General features: G+C 56.3%; 22 protein-coding genes. 3 read left to right on the forward strand and 19 right to left on the reverse strand.

Translation table 11 applies throughout. From position 1 onward, the window contains the following. Positions 1-84 precede the first annotated feature (84 nt). From AB1644_10275 to AB1644_10285, 3 genes are all read right to left on the reverse strand, one after another. Positions 85-762, reverse strand: a complete 678-nt coding sequence (locus AB1644_10275; GenBank protein MEW6051432.1) for a peptidylprolyl isomerase — start codon at positions 760-762, stop codon at positions 85-87. 56 nt (positions 763-818) lie between these two features. Then, a complete protein-coding gene (locus tag AB1644_10280) occupies positions 819-2,249 on the reverse strand; it encodes a hypothetical protein (protein MEW6051433.1) in 1,431 nt (476 codons plus the stop codon). Between the two features lie 74 nt (positions 2,250-2,323). Next, entirely contained in the window at positions 2,324-2,998 is a 675-nt protein-coding gene (locus AB1644_10285) for a hypothetical protein (protein ID MEW6051434.1), read from the reverse strand. Between the two features lie 259 nt (positions 2,999-3,257). Here AB1644_10285 and AB1644_10290 point away from each other — a divergent pair, with 259 nt between their 5' ends. Both AB1644_10290 and AB1644_10295 read left to right on the forward strand, forming a co-directional pair. Then, complete coding sequence (locus AB1644_10290; GenBank protein MEW6051435.1) at positions 3,258-4,163, forward strand: 3-hydroxyacyl-CoA dehydrogenase NAD-binding domain-containing protein; 906 nt, start codon at positions 3,258-3,260, stop codon at positions 4,161-4,163. Further along, positions 4,160-5,386, forward strand: a complete 1,227-nt coding sequence (locus AB1644_10295) for an acetate kinase (GenBank protein MEW6051436.1) — start codon at positions 4,160-4,162, stop codon at positions 5,384-5,386. The genes AB1644_10290 and AB1644_10295 overlap by 4 nt, the downstream gene beginning before the upstream one ends. 89 nt (positions 5,387-5,475) lie before the next feature. On the opposite strand, the gene icd is transcribed toward AB1644_10295, so the two are convergent. The 14 genes from icd to AB1644_10365 all read right to left on the reverse strand — a co-directional run bounded on the left by icd (position 5,476) and on the right by AB1644_10365 (position 19,860). Then, the gene (gene icd / locus AB1644_10300) at positions 5,476-6,720 is read right to left on the reverse strand and encodes an isocitrate dehydrogenase (NADP(+)) (GenBank protein ID MEW6051437.1); all 1,245 of its coding nucleotides are present in this window, start codon (positions 6,718-6,720) and stop codon (positions 5,476-5,478) included. Between the two features lie 10 nt (positions 6,721-6,730). After that, positions 6,731-7,657, reverse strand: a complete 927-nt coding sequence (mdh, locus tag AB1644_10305) for a malate dehydrogenase (protein ID MEW6051438.1) — start codon at positions 7,655-7,657, stop codon at positions 6,731-6,733. A 51-nt stretch (positions 7,658-7,708) separates the two neighbouring features. Then, complete coding sequence (locus AB1644_10310) at positions 7,709-8,932, reverse strand: lactate racemase domain-containing protein (GenBank protein MEW6051439.1); 1,224 nt, start codon at positions 8,930-8,932, stop codon at positions 7,709-7,711. A gap of 36 nt (positions 8,933-8,968) precedes the next feature. Continuing rightward, on the reverse strand, positions 8,969-9,370 hold the full coding sequence (ndk, locus tag AB1644_10315; protein MEW6051440.1) for a nucleoside-diphosphate kinase: 402 nt from the start codon (positions 9,368-9,370) through the stop codon (positions 8,969-8,971). A gap of 24 nt (positions 9,371-9,394) precedes the next feature. Continuing rightward, on the reverse strand, positions 9,395-9,973 hold the full coding sequence (locus AB1644_10320; protein ID MEW6051441.1) for a 2-oxoacid:acceptor oxidoreductase family protein: 579 nt from the start codon (positions 9,971-9,973) through the stop codon (positions 9,395-9,397). A 2-nt stretch (positions 9,974-9,975) separates the two neighbouring features. Further along, positions 9,976-10,824 (reverse strand): 2-oxoacid:ferredoxin oxidoreductase subunit beta, encoded by an 849-nt coding sequence (locus AB1644_10325; GenBank protein ID MEW6051442.1) that lies wholly within the window; start codon positions 10,822-10,824, stop codon positions 9,976-9,978. Continuing rightward, positions 10,824-11,960 carry a 2-oxoacid:acceptor oxidoreductase subunit alpha gene (locus AB1644_10330; GenBank protein ID MEW6051443.1) on the reverse strand — a complete coding sequence of 379 codons (1,137 nt, stop codon included), beginning with the start codon at positions 11,958-11,960 and terminating at the stop codon, positions 10,824-10,826. Before AB1644_10330 ends, AB1644_10325 begins: the two co-directional genes overlap by 1 nt. An 8-nt stretch (positions 11,961-11,968) precedes the next feature. After that, on the reverse strand, positions 11,969-12,232 hold the full coding sequence (locus AB1644_10335) for a 4Fe-4S dicluster domain-containing protein (protein ID MEW6051444.1): 264 nt from the start codon (positions 12,230-12,232) through the stop codon (positions 11,969-11,971). A gap of 49 nt (positions 12,233-12,281) precedes the next feature. Further along, positions 12,282-13,262 carry a succinate--CoA ligase subunit alpha gene (gene sucD / locus AB1644_10340; GenBank protein MEW6051445.1) on the reverse strand — a complete coding sequence of 327 codons (981 nt, stop codon included), beginning with the start codon at positions 13,260-13,262 and terminating at the stop codon, positions 12,282-12,284. Positions 13,263-13,287: 25 nt separating this feature from the next. Further along, on the reverse strand, positions 13,288-14,424 hold the full coding sequence (gene sucC / locus AB1644_10345; GenBank protein MEW6051446.1) for an ADP-forming succinate--CoA ligase subunit beta: 1,137 nt from the start codon (positions 14,422-14,424) through the stop codon (positions 13,288-13,290). After that, the gene (locus AB1644_10350) at positions 14,421-15,815 is read right to left on the reverse strand and encodes an HD domain-containing protein (GenBank protein ID MEW6051447.1); all 1,395 of its coding nucleotides are present in this window, start codon (positions 15,813-15,815) and stop codon (positions 14,421-14,423) included. The genes sucC and AB1644_10350 overlap by 4 nt, the downstream gene beginning before the upstream one ends. A gap of 2 nt (positions 15,816-15,817) precedes the next feature. Further along, complete coding sequence (gene arcC / locus AB1644_10355; GenBank protein ID MEW6051448.1) at positions 15,818-16,768, reverse strand: carbamate kinase; 951 nt, start codon at positions 16,766-16,768, stop codon at positions 15,818-15,820. 43 nt (positions 16,769-16,811) lie between these two features. Then, on the reverse strand, positions 16,812-18,188 hold the full coding sequence (locus AB1644_10360) for a cyclic 2,3-diphosphoglycerate synthase (protein ID MEW6051449.1): 1,377 nt from the start codon (positions 18,186-18,188) through the stop codon (positions 16,812-16,814). 178 nt (positions 18,189-18,366) lie between these two features. Beyond that, the gene (locus AB1644_10365) at positions 18,367-19,860 is read right to left on the reverse strand and encodes an aldehyde dehydrogenase family protein (protein MEW6051450.1); all 1,494 of its coding nucleotides are present in this window, start codon (positions 19,858-19,860) and stop codon (positions 18,367-18,369) included. Positions 19,861-20,246: 386 nt separating this feature from the next. Here AB1644_10365 and AB1644_10370 point away from each other — a divergent pair, with 386 nt between their 5' ends. Beyond that, the gene (locus AB1644_10370; GenBank protein MEW6051451.1) at positions 20,247-20,888 is read left to right on the forward strand and encodes a hypothetical protein; all 642 of its coding nucleotides are present in this window, start codon (positions 20,247-20,249) and stop codon (positions 20,886-20,888) included. Between the two features lies 1 nt (position 20,889). Here AB1644_10370 and AB1644_10375 read toward each other — a convergent pair whose 3' ends face one another. Both AB1644_10375 and AB1644_10380 read right to left on the reverse strand, forming a co-directional pair. Further along, entirely contained in the window at positions 20,890-21,498 is a 609-nt protein-coding gene (locus tag AB1644_10375; GenBank protein MEW6051452.1) for a DNA-3-methyladenine glycosylase 2 family protein, read from the reverse strand. Beyond that, complete coding sequence (locus AB1644_10380) at positions 21,495-23,450, reverse strand: glycosyltransferase family 39 protein (GenBank protein MEW6051453.1); 1,956 nt, start codon at positions 23,448-23,450, stop codon at positions 21,495-21,497. The genes AB1644_10375 and AB1644_10380 overlap by 4 nt, the downstream gene beginning before the upstream one ends. Positions 23,451-23,471 lie beyond the last annotated feature (21 nt).

Consider the following 23,471-nt stretch of genomic DNA (forward strand, 5'->3'; position numbering starts at 1 on the left):
ACCACTGGGAATCTGTTCGGCCAAAAAGGCGGAGGAGAACCTCCGCCTTGCCGGCGCATTTAATTGATCGAGGAAATCCGTTTGTCAGAGCTTGTTCCCTTCGGCATCGGATGGGTACGCCCGCAGAACTTTGACCGGCACTTTGGGCTTGGATTTCTCTCCGTGTGGTGACGTAACCACTTCCGCCGAGCCGATCTTGTGAAGGACGTCATAGCCTTTAATCAAATGGCCAAAATTCGTGTACTGGCCATCAAGTGCAGCGGCACGCCCAAGACAAATGAAGAACTGCGTGGAAGCCGAGTTCGGGTCAACCGCACGCGCCATAGAGAGTGTCCCTTCGACATGCGGCAGCTTGTTGAACTCCGCTTTGAGTTTGTACGCGGCACCGCCGGTGCCGTCTCCGTTCGGATCGCCCCCCTGAATCATGAAGCCATCGATCACCCGATGAAATATCGTATTGACGTAAAATCCGTCCTTGCAGCGGGCCGCGAACGAATCGGCATGATTCGGGGCGACATCATGGTACAGTTCCAGCACCAACTTCCCTGCATCGGTTTCAAGCGTGGCGAACTTGTTGGCTTTGTCGCGTATCGGATAGCGGAACGTCGCCTGCCCGGCGGCATCTTTGGGTACAGTCACTTTCTTCTCCGTGGCGGGTTGGGATTTAGACTTGACGGAATCGTTCTTCTCGGTTTGGGCCCTGATCCCAGCGGCCGCTATCATTAGTGCGGCTGCCACCGAGAATATCATCGTCCTTTTCATGTTGTTCCTTTCCATTCTGATAATCATAGAGTAGAATCCACACGCGATTATGTCAACTAAAAGCCCGGCGTGCCGGACGACTTCCTCACGTACCGCTCACTCCTGACTCCGCGAAGGATCGATGAGATCGTGGAAGCAGAGGACGCCATGGGGGGACCTGACACCTGATCCAGGTGAATTTCCGCTACGACGGTGTCCAAATTCGTTCCACAATAGAAAGTCAGACCCAGCGATCCATAGTAGATGACCAGAGTATCAGGAGTTGGGTCGTTTATCATACTATCTGCCACTCCATAGGCTTGCACTATAGAGCGGAAATTAGAGCCTATGCCTATTCCTCCCGCAGTCGTTCCGGCATACACTGTATTCACTATGACTGTCCACACCGAATCCGCATCATCGGCCACGTACTCAGTGTTCTGATCAAACAAGACAAACACGACTCCGAGCGAAGCCTCGTAATTGGCAACAATGATGTAATAGTTTGAGTCCGGAATGTCTATCTTCGGGGCAGCTCCATTGAACGCCTTCACCATGCTGTATGTGTCCTTCAACAACACATATTGTCCCTGCACCTTGGGTATCAACGTATTGGCGCGGACATACACATCGACCGAATCGTATCCGGTCACCACGCCGCGAACTACGGCGTGTCCCATAGAACTGCTGAAATTGTACAAGATAGTCACGGTCCCAGACGCATCCACACGCAGCGAGTCGTTCGGCCCGACCGACAGAGCGCCGTCCCCTTCGATAACACGGAACTTCATCCAAGCCTTGCGGGCGATCTGCCCAGAGACATCGCGCACCCAAAACTGCATACTGGGATTGGAGGAATTTGAACCCATCGCTCCTTTGTAGTAGAGTCCGTTGGACGCAATAATCTGCGATGGAATCTCGACTCGGACGTTCAGGGACGCTGTGTCCCGTCCGTACACACCGAACGCAATTGCCGTGTAGGCCGCACTTGAAGTCGGCTTGAGTTGTGTCGCACCGGCGCCTGCCGATGGAAACTTGAGAATCCGCGTGAGTGTCGGCTGGCCGATGTAGAGAACCACGGAATCTGCGCGGACGGCTGTCCAGTTGAGGAGTGTGCTGTCATTGATGACAATCGTATCCTGACTGACGTCGAACAGCGTGAACTGCGCGGCGACCGAAGACATGGTGATTGTCAGTTTAGCCGAATCTCTGCCGTCTTTGTTGTAACCGGTCAGTGTGTAGCCGGTCGGAACGGCAGGCTTGATCCAGACTGTCCCCGATTGCGCACTTGGCAGACGGCTGCCGGGGGACAACACCAGTGAGTCGGCATCAGCGGCGGCATAGGTGATAAGCGATGAATCACCGGGTGCGATGTCGGTCGGTGCCGCGCTGAATTGGGTGATACGAGGCAGTATCTTGGGTGCGGTAGACTTCTTGCTGCAGGTGACGAGCAGTGACATGCTGAAGACAGCCGCAGAAGATATGAGTGCAAGTTCTTTGTAGTTCATTGGTTCAACGTTGATATCAACATAACAATGCAACGCGGTCAGAGTTCATCGCGAATTTGAATCCGAAGAGTCTGCTATGGCCGTAAATAGAACTTGAGGGCCGCGCCAAGATTCAGGTACCTGGGTCGGTAGCCAGAGGCAAGAAACTCGATACTGTTGACCGAGGCAACGGTAACGAAGGAAGAATTGTCCGCGGCTTGCCATATTTTTGCCTCGGCACCGAAATTGGCGCTGGCGGCAACATTCGCTTCGTATTCGGATTCAATCCCTCTGCCGCTGTAGCCGGTCAGGCCGCCAATGATGCCAAGCCCGATGTATGGGGACCAAGGAGAGGTCTGAAGACTGCTCAGGTGGAAGTTCATGTTGAACCTGACATCGAACTGGTGGAAATTCGGAATGAGGGCATACTGATCGTCAAACGTCTGCCTGGCGTATTCTGCCAGTTCGGCCTTGGTGTACGAGAAGCCGATCGAGTACATGAGACGCTCGGCTCTCAGTGTCCCGAACGTGAAGCCGAGGTGAAAGGTGTTGTCCCAGAGGCTGTCAGCGCCAATATCAACCGGGCGGTCCTGCTGATCGACAAAGCTAAGGGGGCCGATCTGGTCGTAACTCCCAACCGGGCTGGAATAACCGCCGTAGATTTCGAGGACATTAAACCGCCTGGCCACCCGCCCGATAGCAAACACGTCTGAGGTGAGAGTAAGCAGCATCAAAGGGGTGACGGTCAATATCCAGAATTTCCTGTTCATACTTGTCTCCCAATATGTTGAAGGAGCCACGAAGCTCTCGTTATATAGCCCGATTTGACCGTTTTGTCAAACGGAACTACCGGCACGATTCCATATATCTTTGTACAATTCTGTCAGCCGGGCGTCGAGATTTTCTATACGAATAAGGGCCATTACCGCTTGTTTATTTATCACTTGCACTGATAAGATTACTGGATATATTGGTCGGGTTATAGAAGACGCTTGTTACTGATTTCACAAACGGGCAGTTGACACATATATGGCAAAGACTAAGATCGTCATTATTGGAGCAGGTGTTATGGGCCAGGGGCTTGCCGAAACCATCTCCGAAGCGGGCCACGAGGTCACCATGATCGACCGAAATATCAAGCTCGCCGAGCGAGGGCTGAAGAAGATCGGCGAGGCTATCGACCGCGAAATCGGTCGATGGGGGTATACCAAGTCCGACAAGAAGGCGATCCTTGCCAGGATCTACCCGTCCGCCGATATGTCGGAAATGGATGGCGCGGAACTGGTACTGGAAGCGATCTGGGAGAATCTTGACGAGAAGCGGGCGCTGCTCCGCGAACTCGATGCGGTCTGTGATCCCGAGTCGGTTTTGATCACGACAACAGCCACCCTATCCATATCGGAGATTGCCTCGGCCACCAATCATCCGCAGAAAGTAATCGGCATTCATTTTCTAACGCCGGTCACCAAGGTGCCGCTGGTGGAGGTTGTGAAAGGACTCAAGACCGATGACGCAACCTTCCGCAAAGCGGTGGAATTCGCCCAGATGCTGGACAAAAAGTGGATCACGGTCAACGAATATCCCGGGTACGTGACGACTCGCATTATCGTGCCGATGCTCAACGAGGCCATGCACGTATTGATGGAAGGAACCGCCAGCGCAGAAGATATTGACGAAGCCATGAAGCTAGGGTTCGGATTCAACGTGGGACCGCTGGCGCTGGCTGATATGATGGGGCTGGACGTGGTCATGTCGTGGATGATGAACCTATTGGGAGAGCTGGCGGACAACAAATACAGTCCCTGCCCGCTCCTGCGCAAGCTGGTCCGCGCCGGCAACCTCGGCGTCAAGACAGGCAAGGGATTTTTTGAATATGACGTGGAGGGGAATCGTCTGGATGCGCGCGTCAACGGCGCACGGGAGGCAACAACATGAAAATCCTGGTCCTCAACTGCGGTTCATCATCGGTAAAGTACCAACTGATCGATATGGAATCACAGGTGGCGTTAGCCAAAGGGCTGGTGTCACGTATCGGCATGTCTGAATCGGTCCTGACACACAAGCCGTTCGACCGGCCCGAGGTCAAAGTCTCGGCAGAGATTCTGGATCATATCGTGGCGGTTGAATACGTGGTATCGATCCTCCTGTCATCGAATCATGGCGTCATCAAGGACAAGAACGAGATCAACGCCATCGGGCACCGCGTCGTCCATGGCGGCGAGGAATTCACCGATTCTATTCTCATCACGCCGGAATTGATGTCTACTCTCCGCCAGCTCATCGAGTTGGCGCCGCTGCATAATCCACATAACATTCGAGGCATTAACGCCTGCTCCAAGACACTGCCCAATGTCCCGCAGGTGGCCGTATTCGATACGGCGTTCCACTATCAGATGCCTCCGTTCGCCTATATCTATGGCATTCCGTATCTGTTCTACAAGAAGTACGGCATCCGGCGTTACGGCTTCCACGGCACCTCACACAAGTATGTCAGCGAGCGAGCCGCGAAGATGCTCGGGCGGCCGCTGTCGGAACTCAAAATCATCACCTGTCATCTTGGCAACGGAGCTTCGATGGCGGCAGTGGACCGGGGAGTTTCCGTTGACACCTCGATGGGGTTTACGCCGCTCGAAGGGCTTCTTATGGGGACCCGATCCGGCGATATCGACCCCGCCATTATCCTGCATATCATGGCACGAGAAGAGCTGTCGCTGCACGAAGCAAGCACGCTTCTGAACAAGCATTCCGGATTGGCCGGCATCTCCGGTGTTTCATCGGATATGCGGGAGATCATATCGGCCGCCGGCTCAGGAAATGCCAATGCCAAACTATCGCTCGAAGTGTTCTGTTATCGTATACGCAAGTATCTTGGGGGGTATGCCGCAGCAATGGGGGGGCTGGACTGCATCGTATTCACCGCCGGCGTGGGAGAGAACTCCCCGATCGTGCGGCAACTGAGCTGCCAACACCTGGAGTTCCTCGGTGTACTGATCGACGACACCCGCAACAAAGCGGCTATCGGCAAAGAAGTTGATATCTCCGCTGATGGCGCCAGAGTGCGCGTCCTGTCAATTCCGACCAATGAAGAGCTGGTGATCGCCCGCGATACACAGCGGATAGTGGAGGAAAGGGCCAAAGTCCCTGCCGCAAAGACGTGAGTCTCCACACCGATAATTCGCACAAAAACATATCGGCCCGCCGATCTCAGATCGACGGGCCGTTTTGTAACAAACTGAAATGTCTGATGTCACAGGTTGTTGATGATGTGAGTGGCGAATTGCGAGGTACTCACTCGTGTCGCCCCCTCCATCTGCCGCTCCAGGTCGTAGGTGACGGTCTTCTGTTGAATCGTTTTCTCCAGTGCCCTCTCAATACTCACGGCCGCTTCATCCCAGCCGAGATACTGTAGCATCAGGACCGCCGACAGCAACAGCGAACCGGGATTCACCATGTCCTTGTCGGCATACTTCGGCGCGGTGCCGTGGGTAGCCTCGAACATGCCTATGAAGTCTCCAATGTTGGCTCCAGGAGCCATCCCCAGACCGCCAACCTGCGCCGCCAGAGCATCGGAGAGATAGTCGCCGTTCAGATTGGGTGTTGCGACGACATCGTATTCGTCGGCACGCGTCAGCACCTGTTGGAACATTGAGTCCGCGATGCGATCTTTGATGACGATCTTCCCTGCCGGCACGGTGCCACCGTGCTTGGAGGTCACGTCTTCCTCGGTAACGAATCGGTCTCCGAACTCCTTCGTCGCAACTTCGTATCCCCAGTCACGAAATGCCCCCTCGGTGTATTTCATAATGTTCCCTTTGTGCACGAGCGTGACGGATTTGCGGTTCTTGTCGATCGCAAACTGAACTGCCTTACGCACAAGCCGTTTCGATCCGGTGGCGGACATCGGCTTGATACCGACACCGGAATCAGGCCTGATGCTCGTTTTCATACTCTTATTAAGCCAGGCGATGACCTTTTTGGCTTCGGCAGACCCTTTCTTCCATTCGATGCCGGCGTAGACATCCTCGGTGTTCTCACGGAAGATCACCACGTTGACTCTTTCCGGATGAACGACCGGCGAGCCGACACCGGGGAAATACCGAACCGGCCGCACGCAGGCGTACAGGTTCATCACCTGCCGAATCGTGACATTGAGTGACCGGAACCCACCGCCGATTGGCGTGGTGAGCGGTCCCTTGATGCCGACATAGTATTTCTTGACGGCATCGATAGTTTCCTTGGGCAGCCACTCATCATACAGCTCGTTGGCTTTCTCGCCGGCGTAGACATCCATCCAGGCGATCCGCTTTTTACCACCGTATGCTTTGGCAACAGCCGCATCGACCACCCGACGAGTCGCTTTCATGATGTCACGGCCGATGCCGTCACCTTCGATGCAGGGAATGATCGGGTTGTCCGGAACCACGAGCTTTTTATTCTTGACCGTGATGGGAGCGCCGCCGGCAGGGACGACGATATGTTTGTATTTGGCCATAACAACTCCTTTAGTAGCCAAGGATCTTAAGATGCTCTTTGTAGGTGGCGGCGGATTTTTGCAGCGCACCCAGTTCGTCCTTGTCGAGCTTTAGCTCCAGGACCTTTTCAAGTCCCTTGGCGCCCAGCACCACTGGCACGCCGATGTAGATATCTTTGATGCCGTACTGTCCGGTGAGATGAGCAGAGGCCGCCAGCACTCGCTTCTCATCAGCAAAGACAGATTTCACCATATCGACTGAAGCTGCCGCCGGGGCATAGTACGCCGAACCAGATTTGAGCAGACGGACAATTTCGCCGCCGCCGTCGGCGGTGCGGTCGCAGATCGCCTTGATGCGTTCAGCCGAGATGAGCTCGGAGATCGGCACACCGGAAACGGTGGTATAACGCGGCAGCGGCACCATGGTATCACCATGCCCGCCCAGCACCATCGCCTGCGTATCGGTGACCGCTACGCCGAGTTCCATGGCCACGAAGGTGCGGAATCGGATCGAATCCAGCACGCCCGCCTGACCGAACACACGATTAGTCGGGAACCCAGTGACTTTCTGCATGTGGAAAGTCATCAGGTCGAGCGGGTTGGAGACCACGATTACGAATGCCTTCGGCGCGTGCTTTTTGATGTTCTCAGCCGCCGAGCCGACAATCTCGGCGTTCTTAGTGAGCAGGTCCTCGCGCGTCATGCCGGGCTTGCGGGCGAGACCGGCGGTCATGACGACAATATCGGCGCCAGCGATATCTTTGTAGTCGATGCTGCCGGTAACACGCGAGTTATACCCGCGAACCGGTCCCGCTTGGGTCAGGTCGAGCGCCTTTCCCTGCGGAATACCGTCAATGATATCCACCAGCACGATATCGGCCAGGTTGGCTTCGGCCAGGTATTGGGCGCACGCAGCGCCGACATTACCGGCGCCGATAACTGCGATCTTCTTGTTCATCGTTCCATCCTCTACGTTACAATTCCCATATAAGACACGTAACTCGAATGTCTACGTAACCAACACGGTGTGACCGGCGTCATGGACAACCGCAACTCGGGCGCCACTTCTCCCCTTCGTCCTGTCACGCACGAACGCGGTGACATCGCGAACCGGCTCAAAATACACTTTGCGAACAACATCATCGTCAAGCTCGGAGTGGATGCATACGTCGATGCGCCGGCTCAGGGCATTGACCCTCGATAGCTTATGGGAGCCAAAGCGCGGGACTCCATCAACCGGCGCATTAGTCTGTCTGTCCCATGTCTCCGCCAGGTGAAAGAAGTAACCGGAGCCAATGCCTTCAAGACACGGCGATATCACAATTGCGGCGCCGCCATTGGCGACCGCCAACTGGCAATTCTCGAGCGCTTTCTGCGCCTGATACAGATTCTTGTTTAGCGGTGAGAGCAACTCGCACAGCGCGATATCGTAGCGGGTCTTGACCTTGCGCGAATATATCTGTTCTGCCAGACCAACCGCCTGTGCGAAGCTTTCGCGGATATCGCCGATGAAAGCGCCCGCAAGTCCGCCGTGTGCATCAGCCACCAACTGGATGGACACGATGTTGTCTATCGGCAGCAGATCGAGCAGCGCATCGAGATGCTCGGAGACAGGGTTCCCTTTCAGTTTGAGGGGCGCCGCATCCAGTGAATTTGCGAGGTTGTGATTTCGCTCTATGGAGGCCAGATCCATGAGCCCTGGGAAGATAGATTTTCGCCCGCCGGTGAACCCGGCAAAGAAATGCGGCTCAACGGAACCGATGACGAGGACCTTCTCGAATTCGAAAAGGCGTTGGTCGCCATACACGGCTGCACCGAAAGAATCGGTGCCGAGACAGCGCATCGAACTCTGGTCGGTGGCGTCATGTGAAGTCACACGCGAATAAACAGAATCATGATGTCGTTCGAAGATTGACCGAAGTTGCTCATGGTTCGGTGGCTTGTGTGAGCCGGTGGCTATGATGAAATGAGCCCGATTCAGCACGCCCGGCGACAGGTTTTCCAACCAAGTCAGAACGGTCGCTGTCGGCGTGTGACGGTAGGCATCGTTGACCACTACCAGCAGCGAGTCACCATCGAGATGGGCATCGAGATTCGCTGCCAGTGCCCGTTCGCAAAACTCGACAGGTCCGAAATTCATTGGCGCCCTCGCGGCATCGAAACTGTCGACGATCACGCCTTCCGGAATCTCAACCTCAAGGCGCACGTCACCGTATGCCAGCGACACAGTCATAAACTCCAGCGTCCGGCCGATGCCCGCACAGCGTCATCAGCCCGGGAAGAAGAACGCGATCTCCTTGGCGGCATTATCGTCCGAGTCGGACGCATGCACCGAATTTTTCTCTATATCACGGCCGATCTCGTTGCGGATCGTGCCGCAGGCCGCCTTCGCAGGATCAGTGGCGCCCACCAACTCACGGAGTGCCAAGACGGCGTTGTCTCTTTCAAGTGCCATGGTCACGATGGGTCCCGCACTCATGTACTTCACCAAGCTGTTCAAGAACGGTTTCCCCTCGTGAACAGCGTAGAAGCGGCGTGCCTCGGCTTCGCTCAGCCGCACCAGCCGCATCGCTACGATCCGGAAGCGGGCAGCTTCGAGCCGCGCTATGACATGGCCGATCAGATTCCGTTCGGTTGCGTCCGGTTTTATCATCAGTAATGTCTTGCTCATCGATCCTTCCCTGTGTAGCAGGTATCATGCCTTCTTGATTTTCAATGCCTCGCGGAAGCCGATCTCGATAGCCTTCCGGTTTTTCTCTTCAGTACCGCGAGGCGCGCGAGCCAAAACGGAGTTCGTCAGCGATTCGCGACTGACGATCCCGGTCAGAGCCGCAATCGCCGCCAGTGCGATGACATTGGCCACCATGACATGCCCCGCCTCCTCGCGGGCCAGCCGAGTAAACGGCAGGCCGTAGTAACTCTCGGTGGGGATCTCGGTTACTAACGTTGTGTCCACTATCAGCGTGCCGTCTGGCTTCAAGTCGCAATAGTATTTGTCCATTGACTCCTGCGTCATGGCCAGGAGCAGGTCCAGCTTGATCGCCTTGGGGTAAAAGATCTCATTGGAGGAGATCACGACGTCTGACTTGGAGGCACCGCCGCGCGCCTCCGGTCCGTACGACTGGGACTGTGTGACATTGCGTCCGTCGCCGCCACCGATCGCCTCGCCCAAAATAACCGAAGCGAGGATCATCCCCTGACCACCCGAACCGGAGAGCCGAAGCTCGAACCGATCCTGCGGAATCTGTATCTTGTCAAGGAGCTTGTGCGACACGATCACTTGCCTCCTCTCACGGATTCGACAGTCCGCTGGTACTCGTCGCAGAACTCTGTCTTGTCGTTTTCGTGAAGAACACCGATAACGAATTTATCCTTCAGTTCCTCCGCCGACATTTCCCTCGACTTGGCCAGCGTGACTGTCCGTTCTTTGAACGTTTGCAGCATGGCGACGGCGTCACCGAGGCGGTTGAGCCGTCCAAAATAGGTGTGGCAGTTGGAGATCGCCTCGACCACCGAGAAACCACGGTGCTGAATGGCCTGTTGGATTACCTTTTCAAGCTGCGGTGCATGATACACCGTACCGCGGGCAACAAAGGAAGCTCCGGCTGCCTGGGCCAGACTGCAGGGGTCAAACGACTTTTCGGCGTTGCCATACGGCGTGGTCGTGGAGAAGGCGTTCGCCGGCGTGGTCGGAGACCCCTGACCGCCGGTCATGCCATAGATATGGTTGTTGATCAAGATTGTTGTGATATCGATGTTGCGGCGGCAGGCATGGATGAAGTGATTGCCTCCGATCGCAAGAGCGTCGCCGTCGCCGGTCACCACGATCACTTTCATGTGCGGCTGGGCGAATTTGACGCCGGTGGCAAACGGCAGCGCGCGCCCGTGGGTTGTGTGCAGGGAGTTGAAGTCCATGTAGACCGGCATCCGGCTGGTGCAGCCGATACCGGAAACCATGGCCACCTCGTCCTTGGACAGGTGGAGATTGTCGATTGCGCGGATAAGTGCGCTCATCACCACGCCGTTACCGCAGCCGGCGCACCAGACCGAGGGAAACTTCTTGCGTGGCCTGAGGTACTGGAGGATCACGTCGGATTTCTGTTTTTCGACAGTTGCGGTTGCCATCACAGCACCTCGTCAAGCTTCTCCAGCAACTGATGCGGCGTCAGTATTTCGCCGTCATAGCGCTGGATGGTGTGAATTTCGACATCGCGTGGCAGCACCCGCTGTACCTCGTGCACGATCTGTCCCATGTTTAATTCGCCTACAATGACCTTTCGGCAACGGGCGCACAACTCGATGAGCTGCTGGTCGGGGAACGGCCAGATAGTGAACAACTGAATGCTTCCCACTTTGAATCCGGCCTGGCGGGCGATCAATGCCGCCTGCTGGGCCGTCCGCGCGACCGTGCCGTAGGCGATGAAGGCCACCTCGGCGTCATCCATCATGTCAACCCGGATCTTCGCCAACTCATCGCGATAATTCTCGATCTTGAATTTGAGTTTGTCGAGTTTGGGGGCGATCTCATCGGCCCGATTGGTCGAGAACCCCATGATGTCGTGGGTGAGGCCGGTGACATTATAGCGGTACCCTTGACCATAGGCCGGCATGGGTGAAACCATATTGGGAGTCATGACGAACGGCACAAACTGTTCCGGCGGGACGGTCGGCGCCACTCGATTGATAATCGGATACTCGCCCGGTTCGGGAATCGTGACCATCTCACGCATGTGGCCGATCACCTCATCGAGAAGCACAGTGACGGGCGTCCGAAATCGTTCCGACAGATTGAAGGCCCGGATCGTCTCGGTGATGGTATCACCGACTGATGATGGTGCGACGGCGATGGCTGTATAATCACCGTGTGTTCCCCAGCGGGCCTGCATGGTATCGGACTGGCTGACTTTGGTAGGCAAACCGGTCGACGGACCGCCGCGCTGGACGTTGACAATCACGCAGGGCGTTTCCGTCATGTAAGCGTAACCGATATTCTCAAGCATCAGCGAGTACCCCGGCCCCGAGGTCGCGGTCATCGCTTTTAGACCAGAGACGGAAGCTCCGACCACTGCCGCAATGGAAGCGATCTCGTCTTCCATCTGGATGAACCGTCCCCCGATTTTCGGAAGTTCGCGGGCGCACCCTTCGGCAACTTCGGTGGAAGGAGTGATGGGATAACCGGCATAGAATCGCATACCGGCGTAGATCGCCCCCTGCACGCAGGCGGCGTTTCCCTGCATCAAACGTCGTTTTCTTTCTGCCATTCTCGCGCTCACTTGTAGTTTGAGGTTATGGCAAAATCCGGGCAATGCTGCCAGCAGATGGCGCACTGAATGCAGTCATTCGCACGCGCCAGGACCGGTTTGCCGTCGCGGTCCGGCTCAAACACCTGCGTGGGGCAAAGCGCGATACAGATATTGCACGCTTTACACCACGTGAGATTGATATTCAAAGGGGCTGGCCCTTTGGAATAATCATACTTGCTCTTGGGGGCCGGTTTGGCACCGGACCCCGCAACCTGACCGGAGTCAGACATGAGTCACCTCGATCTATTTCTCCAAAAACATTTTTGACCGCATCTACAACTACTTACGTTTGCCGGCCGACTTTCCCGACGAACTCTTAACCTTGGTCGCCTTCCCTTTTGTCGCGGGCTTTTTTGCGGCCGGCTTCTTCGGCGCACCCTTCGACGGCTTTTTCTTCATGAGGTCACCAAGGAGTTGCGGAATTTCGAGCGGCGAACCGGCCACCGGCACGCCCACTTTGTTCAGGGCTTCTATCTTCTCCTTAGCGGTACCGGAGCCGCCGGCAATGATGGCACCGGCGTGTCCCATCCGTTTGCCGGGCGGGGCAGTCTGGCCGGCTATAAACGACACCACCGGTTTGGTCACATGCTTTTTGATGAATTCGGCTGCCATCTCTTCGTCGGAGCCACCGATCTCGCCTATCATCACGATAGCCTTGGTCAGCGGGTCGGCTTGGAATGCTTCGAGGCAATCGATGAAGTTGGTGCCGATCACCTGGTCGCCGCCGATGCCGATACACGTCGTCTGACCCATCCCTTCCAGCGTAAGCGCCCAGATCGCTTCGTACGTGAGCGTACCGGAACGGGAGACGACACCGACATACCCTTTTTTGACGATTGAACCGGGCAGAATGCCAACCTTGGACAGTTCCGGCGATATCAGTCCGGGGCAGTTGGGGCCAATCAGCCGTGCGCCGTGCGCCTTTACGTATGGCACGACCTTCATCATGTCATTTGCCGGGACTCCCTCGGTTATACAGACCACCAACTTGATACCAGCATCGACTGCCTCGTATATCGCATCGACAGCGAACGACGGCGGCACGTAAACGACCGACGTGTTCGCGCCGGTCGCTTTGACCGCTTCTTCCATCGTGTTGAACACCGGAATGCCGTTGACTTTGGTGCCCCCTTTGCCGGGAGTCACGCCGGCGACCACGTCGGTGCCGTATTTTCTCATCTGGTCCGCATGAAATGACCCATCACGTCCGGTGATCCCCTGTACGACCAGCTTTGTCTTTTTGTCTATGAATATTGCCATATCAGTATCGTTCCTTCTACACCAGTCACACTTCACCGGCCAGAGAAATTGCCTTCTTGACCCCTTCATCGAGCGTCTCAGCCGTCGGCAGTTTGATCGAGGCAAGGATCCGCTGCCCCTCCTTTTCGTTCGTTCCGGTCAGTCGCACCACCACCGGAACGGTCGGCTTGAATTCGGCGAATGCGGTGACAATGCCGGTGGCGACATCATCGCACCGAGTGATCCCGCCGAAAATATTGATAAGAATGGCGCGGACATTCTGGTCGGACAGGATGATCTGCATGGCGGTAACCACCTTCTGCGGATTGGATGAACCGCCGATATCCAGAAAATTGGCCGGTTCGCCACCATAGCGCTTCACGAGGTCCATCGTCGCCATCGCGAGCCCGGCACCGTTGACGATGCATCCGATATTGCCGTCAAGTTTGACGAACGACAAGTCCGCCTCGCGCGCTTTTACTTCGGCAGGATTTTCGGCGTCCAGATCACGCATGGTGGCGATCGCCGGTTGGCGATAGAGAGCGTTGTCGTCGATGTTCAGCTTGGCGTCCAGCGCGATCACCGATCCGTTTTGGGTGGTCACCAGCGGGTTGATCTCGATAAGGGAGGCATCACATTTCCAGAACAGGCCGTACAGTTTCATGATGATATCCGCCGCCTGACGCACCTGGTTGATATCACGATAGAGTTTGTAGGCCAGGTTGCGCGCTTCAAAGGCACGCAGTCCGACTGCCGGATCAACAAACAGCTTGTAGATCTTCTGCGGAGTTTTGGCCGCAACCTCTTCGATATCAATACCTCCGGCCGCAGACACCATGATCACGGGACGTTTGGTAACCCGATCCAGAATGATGCCAACATACGCCTCTGACAATATGTCCTCAGCAATCGTCACCAGCACTTTCTTGACGGTGAGCCCTTTGATATCCATACCGATAATGGTCTGCGCCAGTACACGGGCTGCTTCGGCGTTTTCCGCATATTTGACGCCGCCGGCTTTGCCGCGGCCACCGACATGCACTTGCGCCTTCACCATCACCGGTTTGTTGATCTTTTCAGCGATCGCAAACGCATCCGCCGCAGTGGTGGCAACTTCTCCCGGCGGGACCGGGATACCGGCCTCAGCGAAGATCTGCTTGGCCTGATATTCGTGAACCTTCATGCATCTATATCCTTGCCGCCATCCGGGAGGCGGCCTGATGTGAGAGTTTGATGATATTCTTTGGCGTATGTTTCAAGTTGCTCGCGCGTGTTATCCTGTGGCTGATCGAGCACTTTTTCCAGCAAGTAATCCAGGACTTGCCCCACCACCGGACCGGGATCAACCCCAAGCAGCGCCATAATATCGCGGCCATCGAGTGCCAGATCCCCCACGCCGAGCGGCGGTTTATGCGACAGTTCTTCACGGATGGCAGCTTCGAGTTCATCAACGTCGACAGTACTACCACCCATCCCCTGGGCGACAACGTCGGCCCGGCGCAGGTCAAGCAGCTCGAAAATAAGGTCTACGCCGACACGACGTATGAGTCGCCGCAGCCCCTTCTCCGTCACGGGGGTCGTGTACATGTGGCGCTCGACAAGCGTGGCTACCTGCTGGGCAAGTTCCCTGGGATAGCGGAGGCGATTCATGGCGGTCACAGCCGCACGTGCGCCGGTGATTTCGTGTCCGTAGAAAGTCGCGCCGGTCTCGGTGAGACGGCGTGCCTGCGGCTTGCGAATGTCGTGAAACAGCGCGGCCAGCCGCAGTCGCAGTGACTGCGGACAAGCATCGACCGTACGGATCGTATGCTCGAATACGTCGTACTTGTGGTACGGTCCCGGCTGGGTCACCTCCACACAGGCTTCCAGTTCCGGCAAGATGTGACCAAGAAGCGTGCTTGTATGCATCACGCGAAAGCCATCCGATGGCCTCTCCGCATGTACGAGGAGCTTGGTCAGTTCTTCGGATATTCTCTCAGCCGACACGCTGGCGATAAACGCAGCATGCTGTTGCAGGGCTTGGAACGTGGCCGGCTCGATATCGAACTGGAACCGGGCTGCGAACTGGATCGCCCGGAGCATCCGCAGGGGGTCCTCGGGGAACGAATCTGGCGACGTCATTCGCAGCCGGCGATTCTTAAGATCGGCGAGCCCTTGCAGGGGGTCGATCAGTTCGTCATTGTCGAGTGCCAGCGCCATGGCGTTGATGGTGAAATCGCGCCGCAACAGGTCCTGCTCGACCGGGATCGCCGGGTCAAAGTCGACCGCAAAGTCAGTGTGTCCAGGTCCGGTGGAATGTTCTTTGCGGGGGAGCGAGATGTCGAACGTGTGCGTCTTTCCCTTGCGCTGCTGAGTGAATTTGATAACACCAAAGCTCCGCCCTACGAGGTCGACCCGTCCATAGTCTCTCAGAATGGAGGTCAGTTCGTCATACGTGACACCGGTGACGAGATAGTCCCGGTCCTTGACCACCTGTCCATGACTCAGGTAACGGTCGCGCACGGCGCCTCCAACCTCGAATATGCGGCCCCGTTTGAGAATCGCGCGGACCGGCTCCTCCGACATCGTGCACATGATCACCCGGCCAGTATCCTCGTGCCCGCCTCGCCATACACCGCTTTACGAGCATCCTTGAATGAGGAGATTGTCACCATTTCGCCGCCGTTCTCAAGGAACTTGACCGCGGCAAGTATCTTGGGACCCATCGAACCGGCCGGGAAATGACCGTCGCCATAATACTGCTTGATCTCACCAGCGGTACAGGCATCAAGCGCCTGCTGATTTGGCTTCCCGTAGTTGATGGCCACCTTGTCGACCGACGTCAGTATGGAAAGAATGTTGGCGCCGATCTCACGCCCGATGACGGCAGAGCCGAGATCCTTGTCGATAACGGCATCCATTCCCTCGAGCAGACCGCGATGGTCAACGTACACCGGGATCCCGCCGCCGCCCCCAGCTATGACGATCACGCCCGAATCGACCAGTCCCTTGATGGTCTCCCCTTCAATAACTTTGAGCGGCGTTGGCGATGGCACCACCCGTCGCCAGCCACGATCGGCGTCTTTCTTCATCTGCCAGTCGCGTGTTTCCGTGAACAATCGCGCTTCATCTTCATTGTAGAACTGCCCGATGAACTTGGTGGGATTCTTGACCGCCGGGTCATGCTCGTCGACCAGCATTTGGGTGATGATCGTGATGACTGGCCGGTTAATCTTCTCCTGCTGAAGCCGGTTCTGCAACGACTGTTCTATCATATACCCCATGCCGCCCTCGGTGTCCGCCACCAGCACGCCCAGCGGCAGGATTGGCGCCTTGCCACGCGCCAGCTCCACCCGCAGCAGCGCGTTTCCAACCTGGGGTCCATTGCCATGAGTGACCACCAGGTTGAAACCGTCGCGTGCCAACTCGACAATTCCATCAAGCGAGGCCCGTGTGTTGGCAAACTGGTTGGCAATCGTATCCTCCTGGCCGGGCTGGGTGATGGCGTTGCCGCCGAGTGCAATCACCGCCGTCTTGTTCTTCACCATATGCGCGTACGCTTCCACGCTCCATCTGTGGGGAACCTGCCGCTTACGCCCGGACCGCCTTTCGAGTCGAACGCTTCGACCTGGCCTTAGGCGTCGATGCGCCGAACTTCTCCGACAGTACCGTGGTAAGATTGGGAGAACCGATCTCCTGGAGACTGTAGAAGACCCGGACCGTCGGCTTGTTGAACTTGACCAGGCGAGACAGATCGATCGGCGTAGCGATCATCACCAGATCACACTTGGTGCGATTGATGGTGGTCTCCAGATCCCTGACCTGAGCATCGCCGTAACCCATGGCCGGAAGCAGCGTGCCGATGTTCGGATACTTTTTGTAGGTCTCCGTGATCGACTGCACCGTGTACGGGCGCGGGTCAACCAATTCCGCAGCGCCGAACTTGTGCGCCGCCACCACACCGGCCCCGTATTTCATTTCGCCGTGCGTGAGTGTTGGACCATCCTCGACCACCAACACGCTTTTTCCTTTGATCAGCTCCGGCTTGTCGACCTCGATCGGCGAGGCGGCATCGATCACGAGCGCGTCGGGGTTGTACTTATGTATATTGGCCCGCACCAGCGACACATTCTCAGGTGCGGCCGAATCGATCTTATTGATGACGATTACATCGGCCATAAGCAGGTTGTTCTGACCCGGATAATAACTGATCTCGTGCCCGGGTCGGTGCGGGTCCACGACCGTTATGTAGATGTCGGGGCGATAAAACGGCATATCGTTGTTGCCGCCATCCCACAGGATGACATCGGCTTCTTTCTCCGCTTCGCGCAGGATGATCTCGTAATCGACACCGGCGAAAACGGTGATGCCGCGAACGATGTGCGGTTCGTATTCTTCCCGCTCTTCGATTGTGCAATCGTGTTTGTCCAGGTCGGCCAGCGAACCGAACCGCTGGCAAACCTGCTTGGTCAGGTCGCCGTACGGCATGGGGTGACGAATGGCCACCACGCGCTTACCCATGCCCTGAAGAATCTCCGCCACTTTGCGCGAGGTTTGCGACTTACCGGAGCCGGTGCGCACTGCACAAACCGCAACGACCGGCTTGGAAGACGCGAGCATAGTCGGCGTGCCTCCCTCGACGCAAAAACGCGCCCCGGCCGCCATTACGTGTGCCGCTTTCTCCATGACGTATTGGTAGGAGACATCCGAATACGAGAATATCACCTCATCGACGCCATGTTTGGCGATCAAACCCAGCAATTCCGATTCATCGTGTATCGGTATCCCTTTTGGGTAGAGCTTGCCGGCCAGCGCAGCCGGATAACGGCGCCCCTCGATATCGGGGATCTGAGTGGCGGTAAACGCCATCACTTCCACGGCGTCGTTATTACGGTAAAGGGTGTTGAAGTTGTGGAAATCGCGCCCGGCCGCGCCCATGATTATCACTTTTCTTTTCTTGCTCAGCATGCCTATCTCCAGAACTCGGTGTGACTGATTGTTGCCATCCATTCTCCTGATCTCCGCCGGGCAGTCAGATCGAGGAGGACAACCAGATATAGAGTATCAGAAACCTGGAGTGATATCCCGGTCTCTGAGGAATTGTCTGTTGCTGTCTTGGCACGCTCTCGGTTCCTTCGTGGTATGCTTATTCGGCGTTGTCGATCTGCGCTCGCTGAATCGTCCCGCTGAAATCGACATAAACCGACTTCCACTCACTGAACACATCCAGCGCCGCGGTGGCCGCCTCGCGGTGACCGTTGCCGGTTTCTTTGGTGCCGCCAAACGGAAGATGCGTTTCGGCGCCAATGGTTGGTGCGTTCACGTAAAAAATACCCGTATAGACATCGCGCATCGCGGTGTATGCCTTGTTGACATCGCGCGTGTACAGCGACGCCGACAAACCGTAGACTGTGTCGTTGGCCAATTCAATCGCCTCATCGAATGTTCTGAAGGTCCCCACCGAAAGGACCGGCCCGAAGATTTCTTCTTTCCAGATGCGCATGGTCCGAGTGACACCGGTGAAAATGGTTGGCTGGACGAAGAATCCTTTGTTGTAATTGCCGCCGGTAAGCCGTTCGCCGCCGCAAGCGAGCCTGGCACCATCTTTCTTGCCGATCTCGATATAGCTGAGCACGGTGTTCATTTGCGATTCGTTGATGCATGGTCCCATGTTGACCGACTCATCGAGACCGTTGCCAACTTTCAGTTTCCGCGCCCGCTCGACCAGCATATCGGTGAATTTGGCGGCGATCGACTCATGCAATATGAGGCGGCTCGTGGCGGTGCAGCGCTGACCGGTGGTGCCGAACGCACCCCACAGCGCTCCTTCGAGCGCCAGCGACAGGTCGGCGTCATCCATAACTATCTGCACGTTCTTTCCTCCCATCTCGAGACAGGAGTGCTTGAACTTGGGGGCACAGGCCACCGAGACCTTGCGTCCGATCTCTGTGGAGCCGGTAAATGACACGACTTTTACCCGATCGTCACTGATCAACGCATCGCCGAGTGCTCCGCCGGAACCGGTCACCATATTGACGACACCCGCCGGCACCCCCTCGGCCTCAAGCGCCCTGAACAGGTTCACGACCGATATCGGTGTATCCGTGGCCGGCTTAATCACCACGGTATTGCCGCAGATAAGCGCCGGCATCATCTTCCACGACGGGATCGCCATCGGAAAATTCCACGGCGTTATGAACGCGCAAACGCCGAGCGGCTGACGAACAGTCATATTAAATTTGTTGGGAAGCTCCGATGGGGTCGTCATGCCGAACAGACGCCGTCCTTCGCCCGCCATGTAATAGGTCATGTCGATCGCTTCCTGAACATCACCACGCGTCTCGATAAGGATCTTCCCCATTTCGCGAGTCATGTCACGGGAGTTCGCCTCTTTAGCGGCCGTCAAACGAGCGGCCACGCGGTACAAGATCTCACCCCGCTTTGGCGCCGGTACGAGACGCCATTTTTTGTACGCCTCGGCGGCGGCATCGATGGCCGCTTTGACATCTTCGACCGAAGACTTCTGGAACAGTCCTACCACGTCATCGATGTTGGCGGGGTTACGGTTTTCAAACGTCTGTCCCGAGCGGGACGCAACCCATTGTCCGTTTATATAGTTCTTATGAACTTCAGCGCACATCGCGTTCTCCCTTCAAAATTCCATCACACCACCGTCGACCAATGGGCGCCCGGTTGTGAAATAATTCACCCTTGGCCGACTAAAAGGTGGTAATATACCTCTTAGATGAATGAAGTCAACGCCTTTCGCGATTGCGAATACCGCTGCATCTTACTGTCCGACACGGCGTTGTGAAAGAACAACCATCCTATTCTGTTTGACCGCGCTATACGCCCGCGGATGGCGTGAAGCGATGCGGCCCGATGATTTCAGTGCCGGCCCCTTCGTGCCCTCCACAGCCGGACGGGTTCACGGCTCGTGCAGCATGTATGCAACGGTTATTCGCCGATTTCTCTTAACTGATTGGAAGGTCACTCGTTTATATTAGTGGAGAATATGGAGAAGTCGTGTACAGTTTAGTCATGGCATCATGGCTCTGTTTGCCGCTTGCGCCTCTCAACCCACTGGAGCAGGACACACTGCCGGTGATGAGCTTCCACCTCACCGCCGGAATTACAGCCCCTACAGATATCAGTTCGAGCGGTCCCGAGCTTACCGCCAAATACGAAATGCTGGCCACCCATCCGGTGGTAGTTCGAGGGACGGTTGAGTACAGGTTCAGTCATATACGGGCAAACGTCTATCCCCAGCGCGATTCGAGGTATGTTCGGCTGAGAGGTGATCTGCACGGGTTCACGGCCGGGGCCGATGTCCTGTACTATCGCGGCACGAACCGGTTGACCGGATACCTTGGGCTTGGCGCGGTCTATTCACTGCATTCACTTATCACCGACGAAGCGGCTTCGGCGAGCATGGCGAGGACATTTGATATCGATAAGATCGAGATCGCTCCCGCGGTGGGATACCGTGTGACGATGGGGCTACGGTATCATCGAGTGTACTCACTGGAGATAACCATCACGGAACTCCGACCAAAATTTCTATACACTCGTTACATGGATACCGGTTATGCCCGGAGCGACGATCCGACCCGCCTGAGCGGTTTCCGTGTTTCGGTAGGCCACTTGTGGACTATCCGCCAGTGGTGAACTACTCCGTGGCCAGGCTGCGCCATAAATACCAGCAAGCCACGGTACGGTGTGGACGCCATCGTTCGCTGAACGACTCCAGATCAACCTCCTCCTGCGTCACTCCATACAGCTTGTGAATAGCTGTTTGGATGCCGTTGTCTCCAGCCGAAAATACATCGGGCCGTCCCAGCACGAACATGAGATACATCTCCGCGCTCCAGCGCCCGATTCCTTTTATCGTAGTCAATTCGGCGACCACCTTCTCATCCGACAAGTGCCCCAATCCGTGCAGCTTGACAGAACCATCGAGCACCTTCGCGGTAAGGTCCCGCAGGTATTTCAATTTCTGCGGCGACACGCCGGCGGCCCGGAGTTGTTTGTCTGTCAGCCTGCCAAGCGAAGCGGCGCTCAGCCGCTTAACACCTGCCGCTACACGAATTCGTTTGAAAATAGCTCTGGCCACTTTGCCGGACAATTGCTGATACACAATGATCTCCGCCAACGCATGAACGGCACCGCGTTTCAGTTTGATTTGCGGCGGGCCGACTTTACGGATAACCCGGCCCAGAACCGGGTCGACGGTAGCTATATGACGTTCAGGCGACGTCGGCCGCTTCGGATGCTTCATTTCTGTCTAATGTCCTTCTTGAACGGCCCATAGACATAACCTGTCCGATAGAAATAGGAACCGAGCACGTGTCCCCGGTGTGTTATTTCAAAACTGCGAATCTCCGTCAGACTATCGAACCGATTGGTTGCTATAGGCTCGCTGAGAAACCAAGGGTCATCGGCTATCATAATGACATTTCGTCCGTATTGTTCCTTTTCATTGAACCAGTACCGATACGACAAGCCATTCTTGCCGAACAAATGCTGGCCACCGGTCAGCGCGGGGCCATCGAATCGACTGTAGAACGCCATCTCGCTTGACATGCTGTATTTATCCAGGCCGACAGCAAGCGGTTCGACACCAAATCTGTGCAGAAGGTCGGCGCGGACAGTATCCACCGATGCGGCCAGTTGTTTCCATCCGACAGCGCCCAGTGTTCCTTTTGGATATGGTACCCCGGGCAATCCAAGCACCAGGTAATAGAGCGCGAGTCCGTATATTACCGCAATCACATTTGCGGTCGGCAGCCACCATGGGCGCATGCGCACGAGAAATGGCCTGCGATCCTTTTGGCCGCGACCCGGGCTCATCGAGACGGCAATGACAGGCAGCAACGCCAGCCAGAGAGGTCCGGTCCAGTTGAGCTTTGGTTCGTGGGTCAAACTGAAGAGAAGAAAAACCGCCAGCGGCACCGTTGTGAGCCAGAGGACGAATCGCCGGGAACGAACAAGTTGTTCGTTCCGGATCTCGTTTTCGACAATGACAGGCTTAACCAATACCGCCATGGCCGCCACCAGTCCGACCGGGCTTAAGAGCACAATAGCCGAACCGAGTAGAAGATGTGGCGAGAAGCGGAATGACTCGCTCAACCGGCGGCCTGTCTGAAATACGAACGACGCCCACTCGTGGGTGGCATTCCAGTAGATAACCGGCGCGAAGAGCACGGCAGCGATGGCAAGCGCCATGTACGGTTGAGGTTTGGTCAGCCAGTGGCGTCGCTTTCCCTCTGTAATGACAAACAGAACGACAGCCGGGACAAGGAGCGCGATCGTGTACTTTGACAGGAGTCCGAGTCCGATACAAATGCCGGCGCCGAACCATGACGATGACCTGCCGGCAAGTAATGCACGCCCCAGAAAGAACAGCGCACCGGCCCAACACGCAGTGAGCGGCGCATCTGGTGTGGCTATCAGACCAGTACCAAAGAAAAATGGAAGTGTGGACATCAGAAGCAGCATCGCGAAGGCAGGTCGCCGACCAAACAGCTCGCGCGTAAGCGCCATCCCGAAATACGCGGCGATCAGCCAACTCGCCAGAGTCCCGATTCGCACGCCGAACTCGCTCTTGCCGAATAACGCTGTGCCGACACCGATAAGCCAGGCGACCATGGGTGGATGATCGAGATAACCGGGCGACGGATGCTGACTGTAGTTCCAGTAGTACGCCTCCTCGGGAAGGAGTTCAGGCACGCCGAGATACACGAGACGCACCAGGAAAAGATATGCAACCAGCGACAGCGTGCTGCCTATCCATAAGCGGTTAAGACTCTTCGATTTGTCGCTAAGCGAGCCGCGAATCAGCGCGATCCCTATACCGATAGTCAGTGATGACACGAGGGCCGCAGGGAGCAGCGCGGCCATGGCAGGCCACTCAAACTTGTCAGACAGCAGCGCGAAAAGTCCACCGCGAAGGCAGAATGCCAGCAGGAATACCGAGGCCAGCCGAAGGCTTTTGCGAACATCATGCCCGGTATCGGTTCGGGGCCACAGTAGCGAATAAACTGCCAGATACAGTATGGCTGACGTTATGAGGAAACTCCATAAGTCGGCAAATTGCGAAACCGATTCGTGTGTGTTGAAAATGGCGAACAAGCCAATATCAATGACAAGCTGAGCCGACATCAGGAGCACGAGTGTGCTCGAATTACCACGTCTGATAGTCCCCCACGTCAGTTGAACCGCTCGCCGCATGTATGCCAACATTGTAACCGC

The sequence above is a fragment of the Candidatus Zixiibacteriota bacterium genome (assembly GCA_040753875.1).
In the GTDB taxonomy this organism is placed as follows: Bacteria; Zixibacteria; MSB-5A5; order GN15; family FEB-12; genus DATKJY01.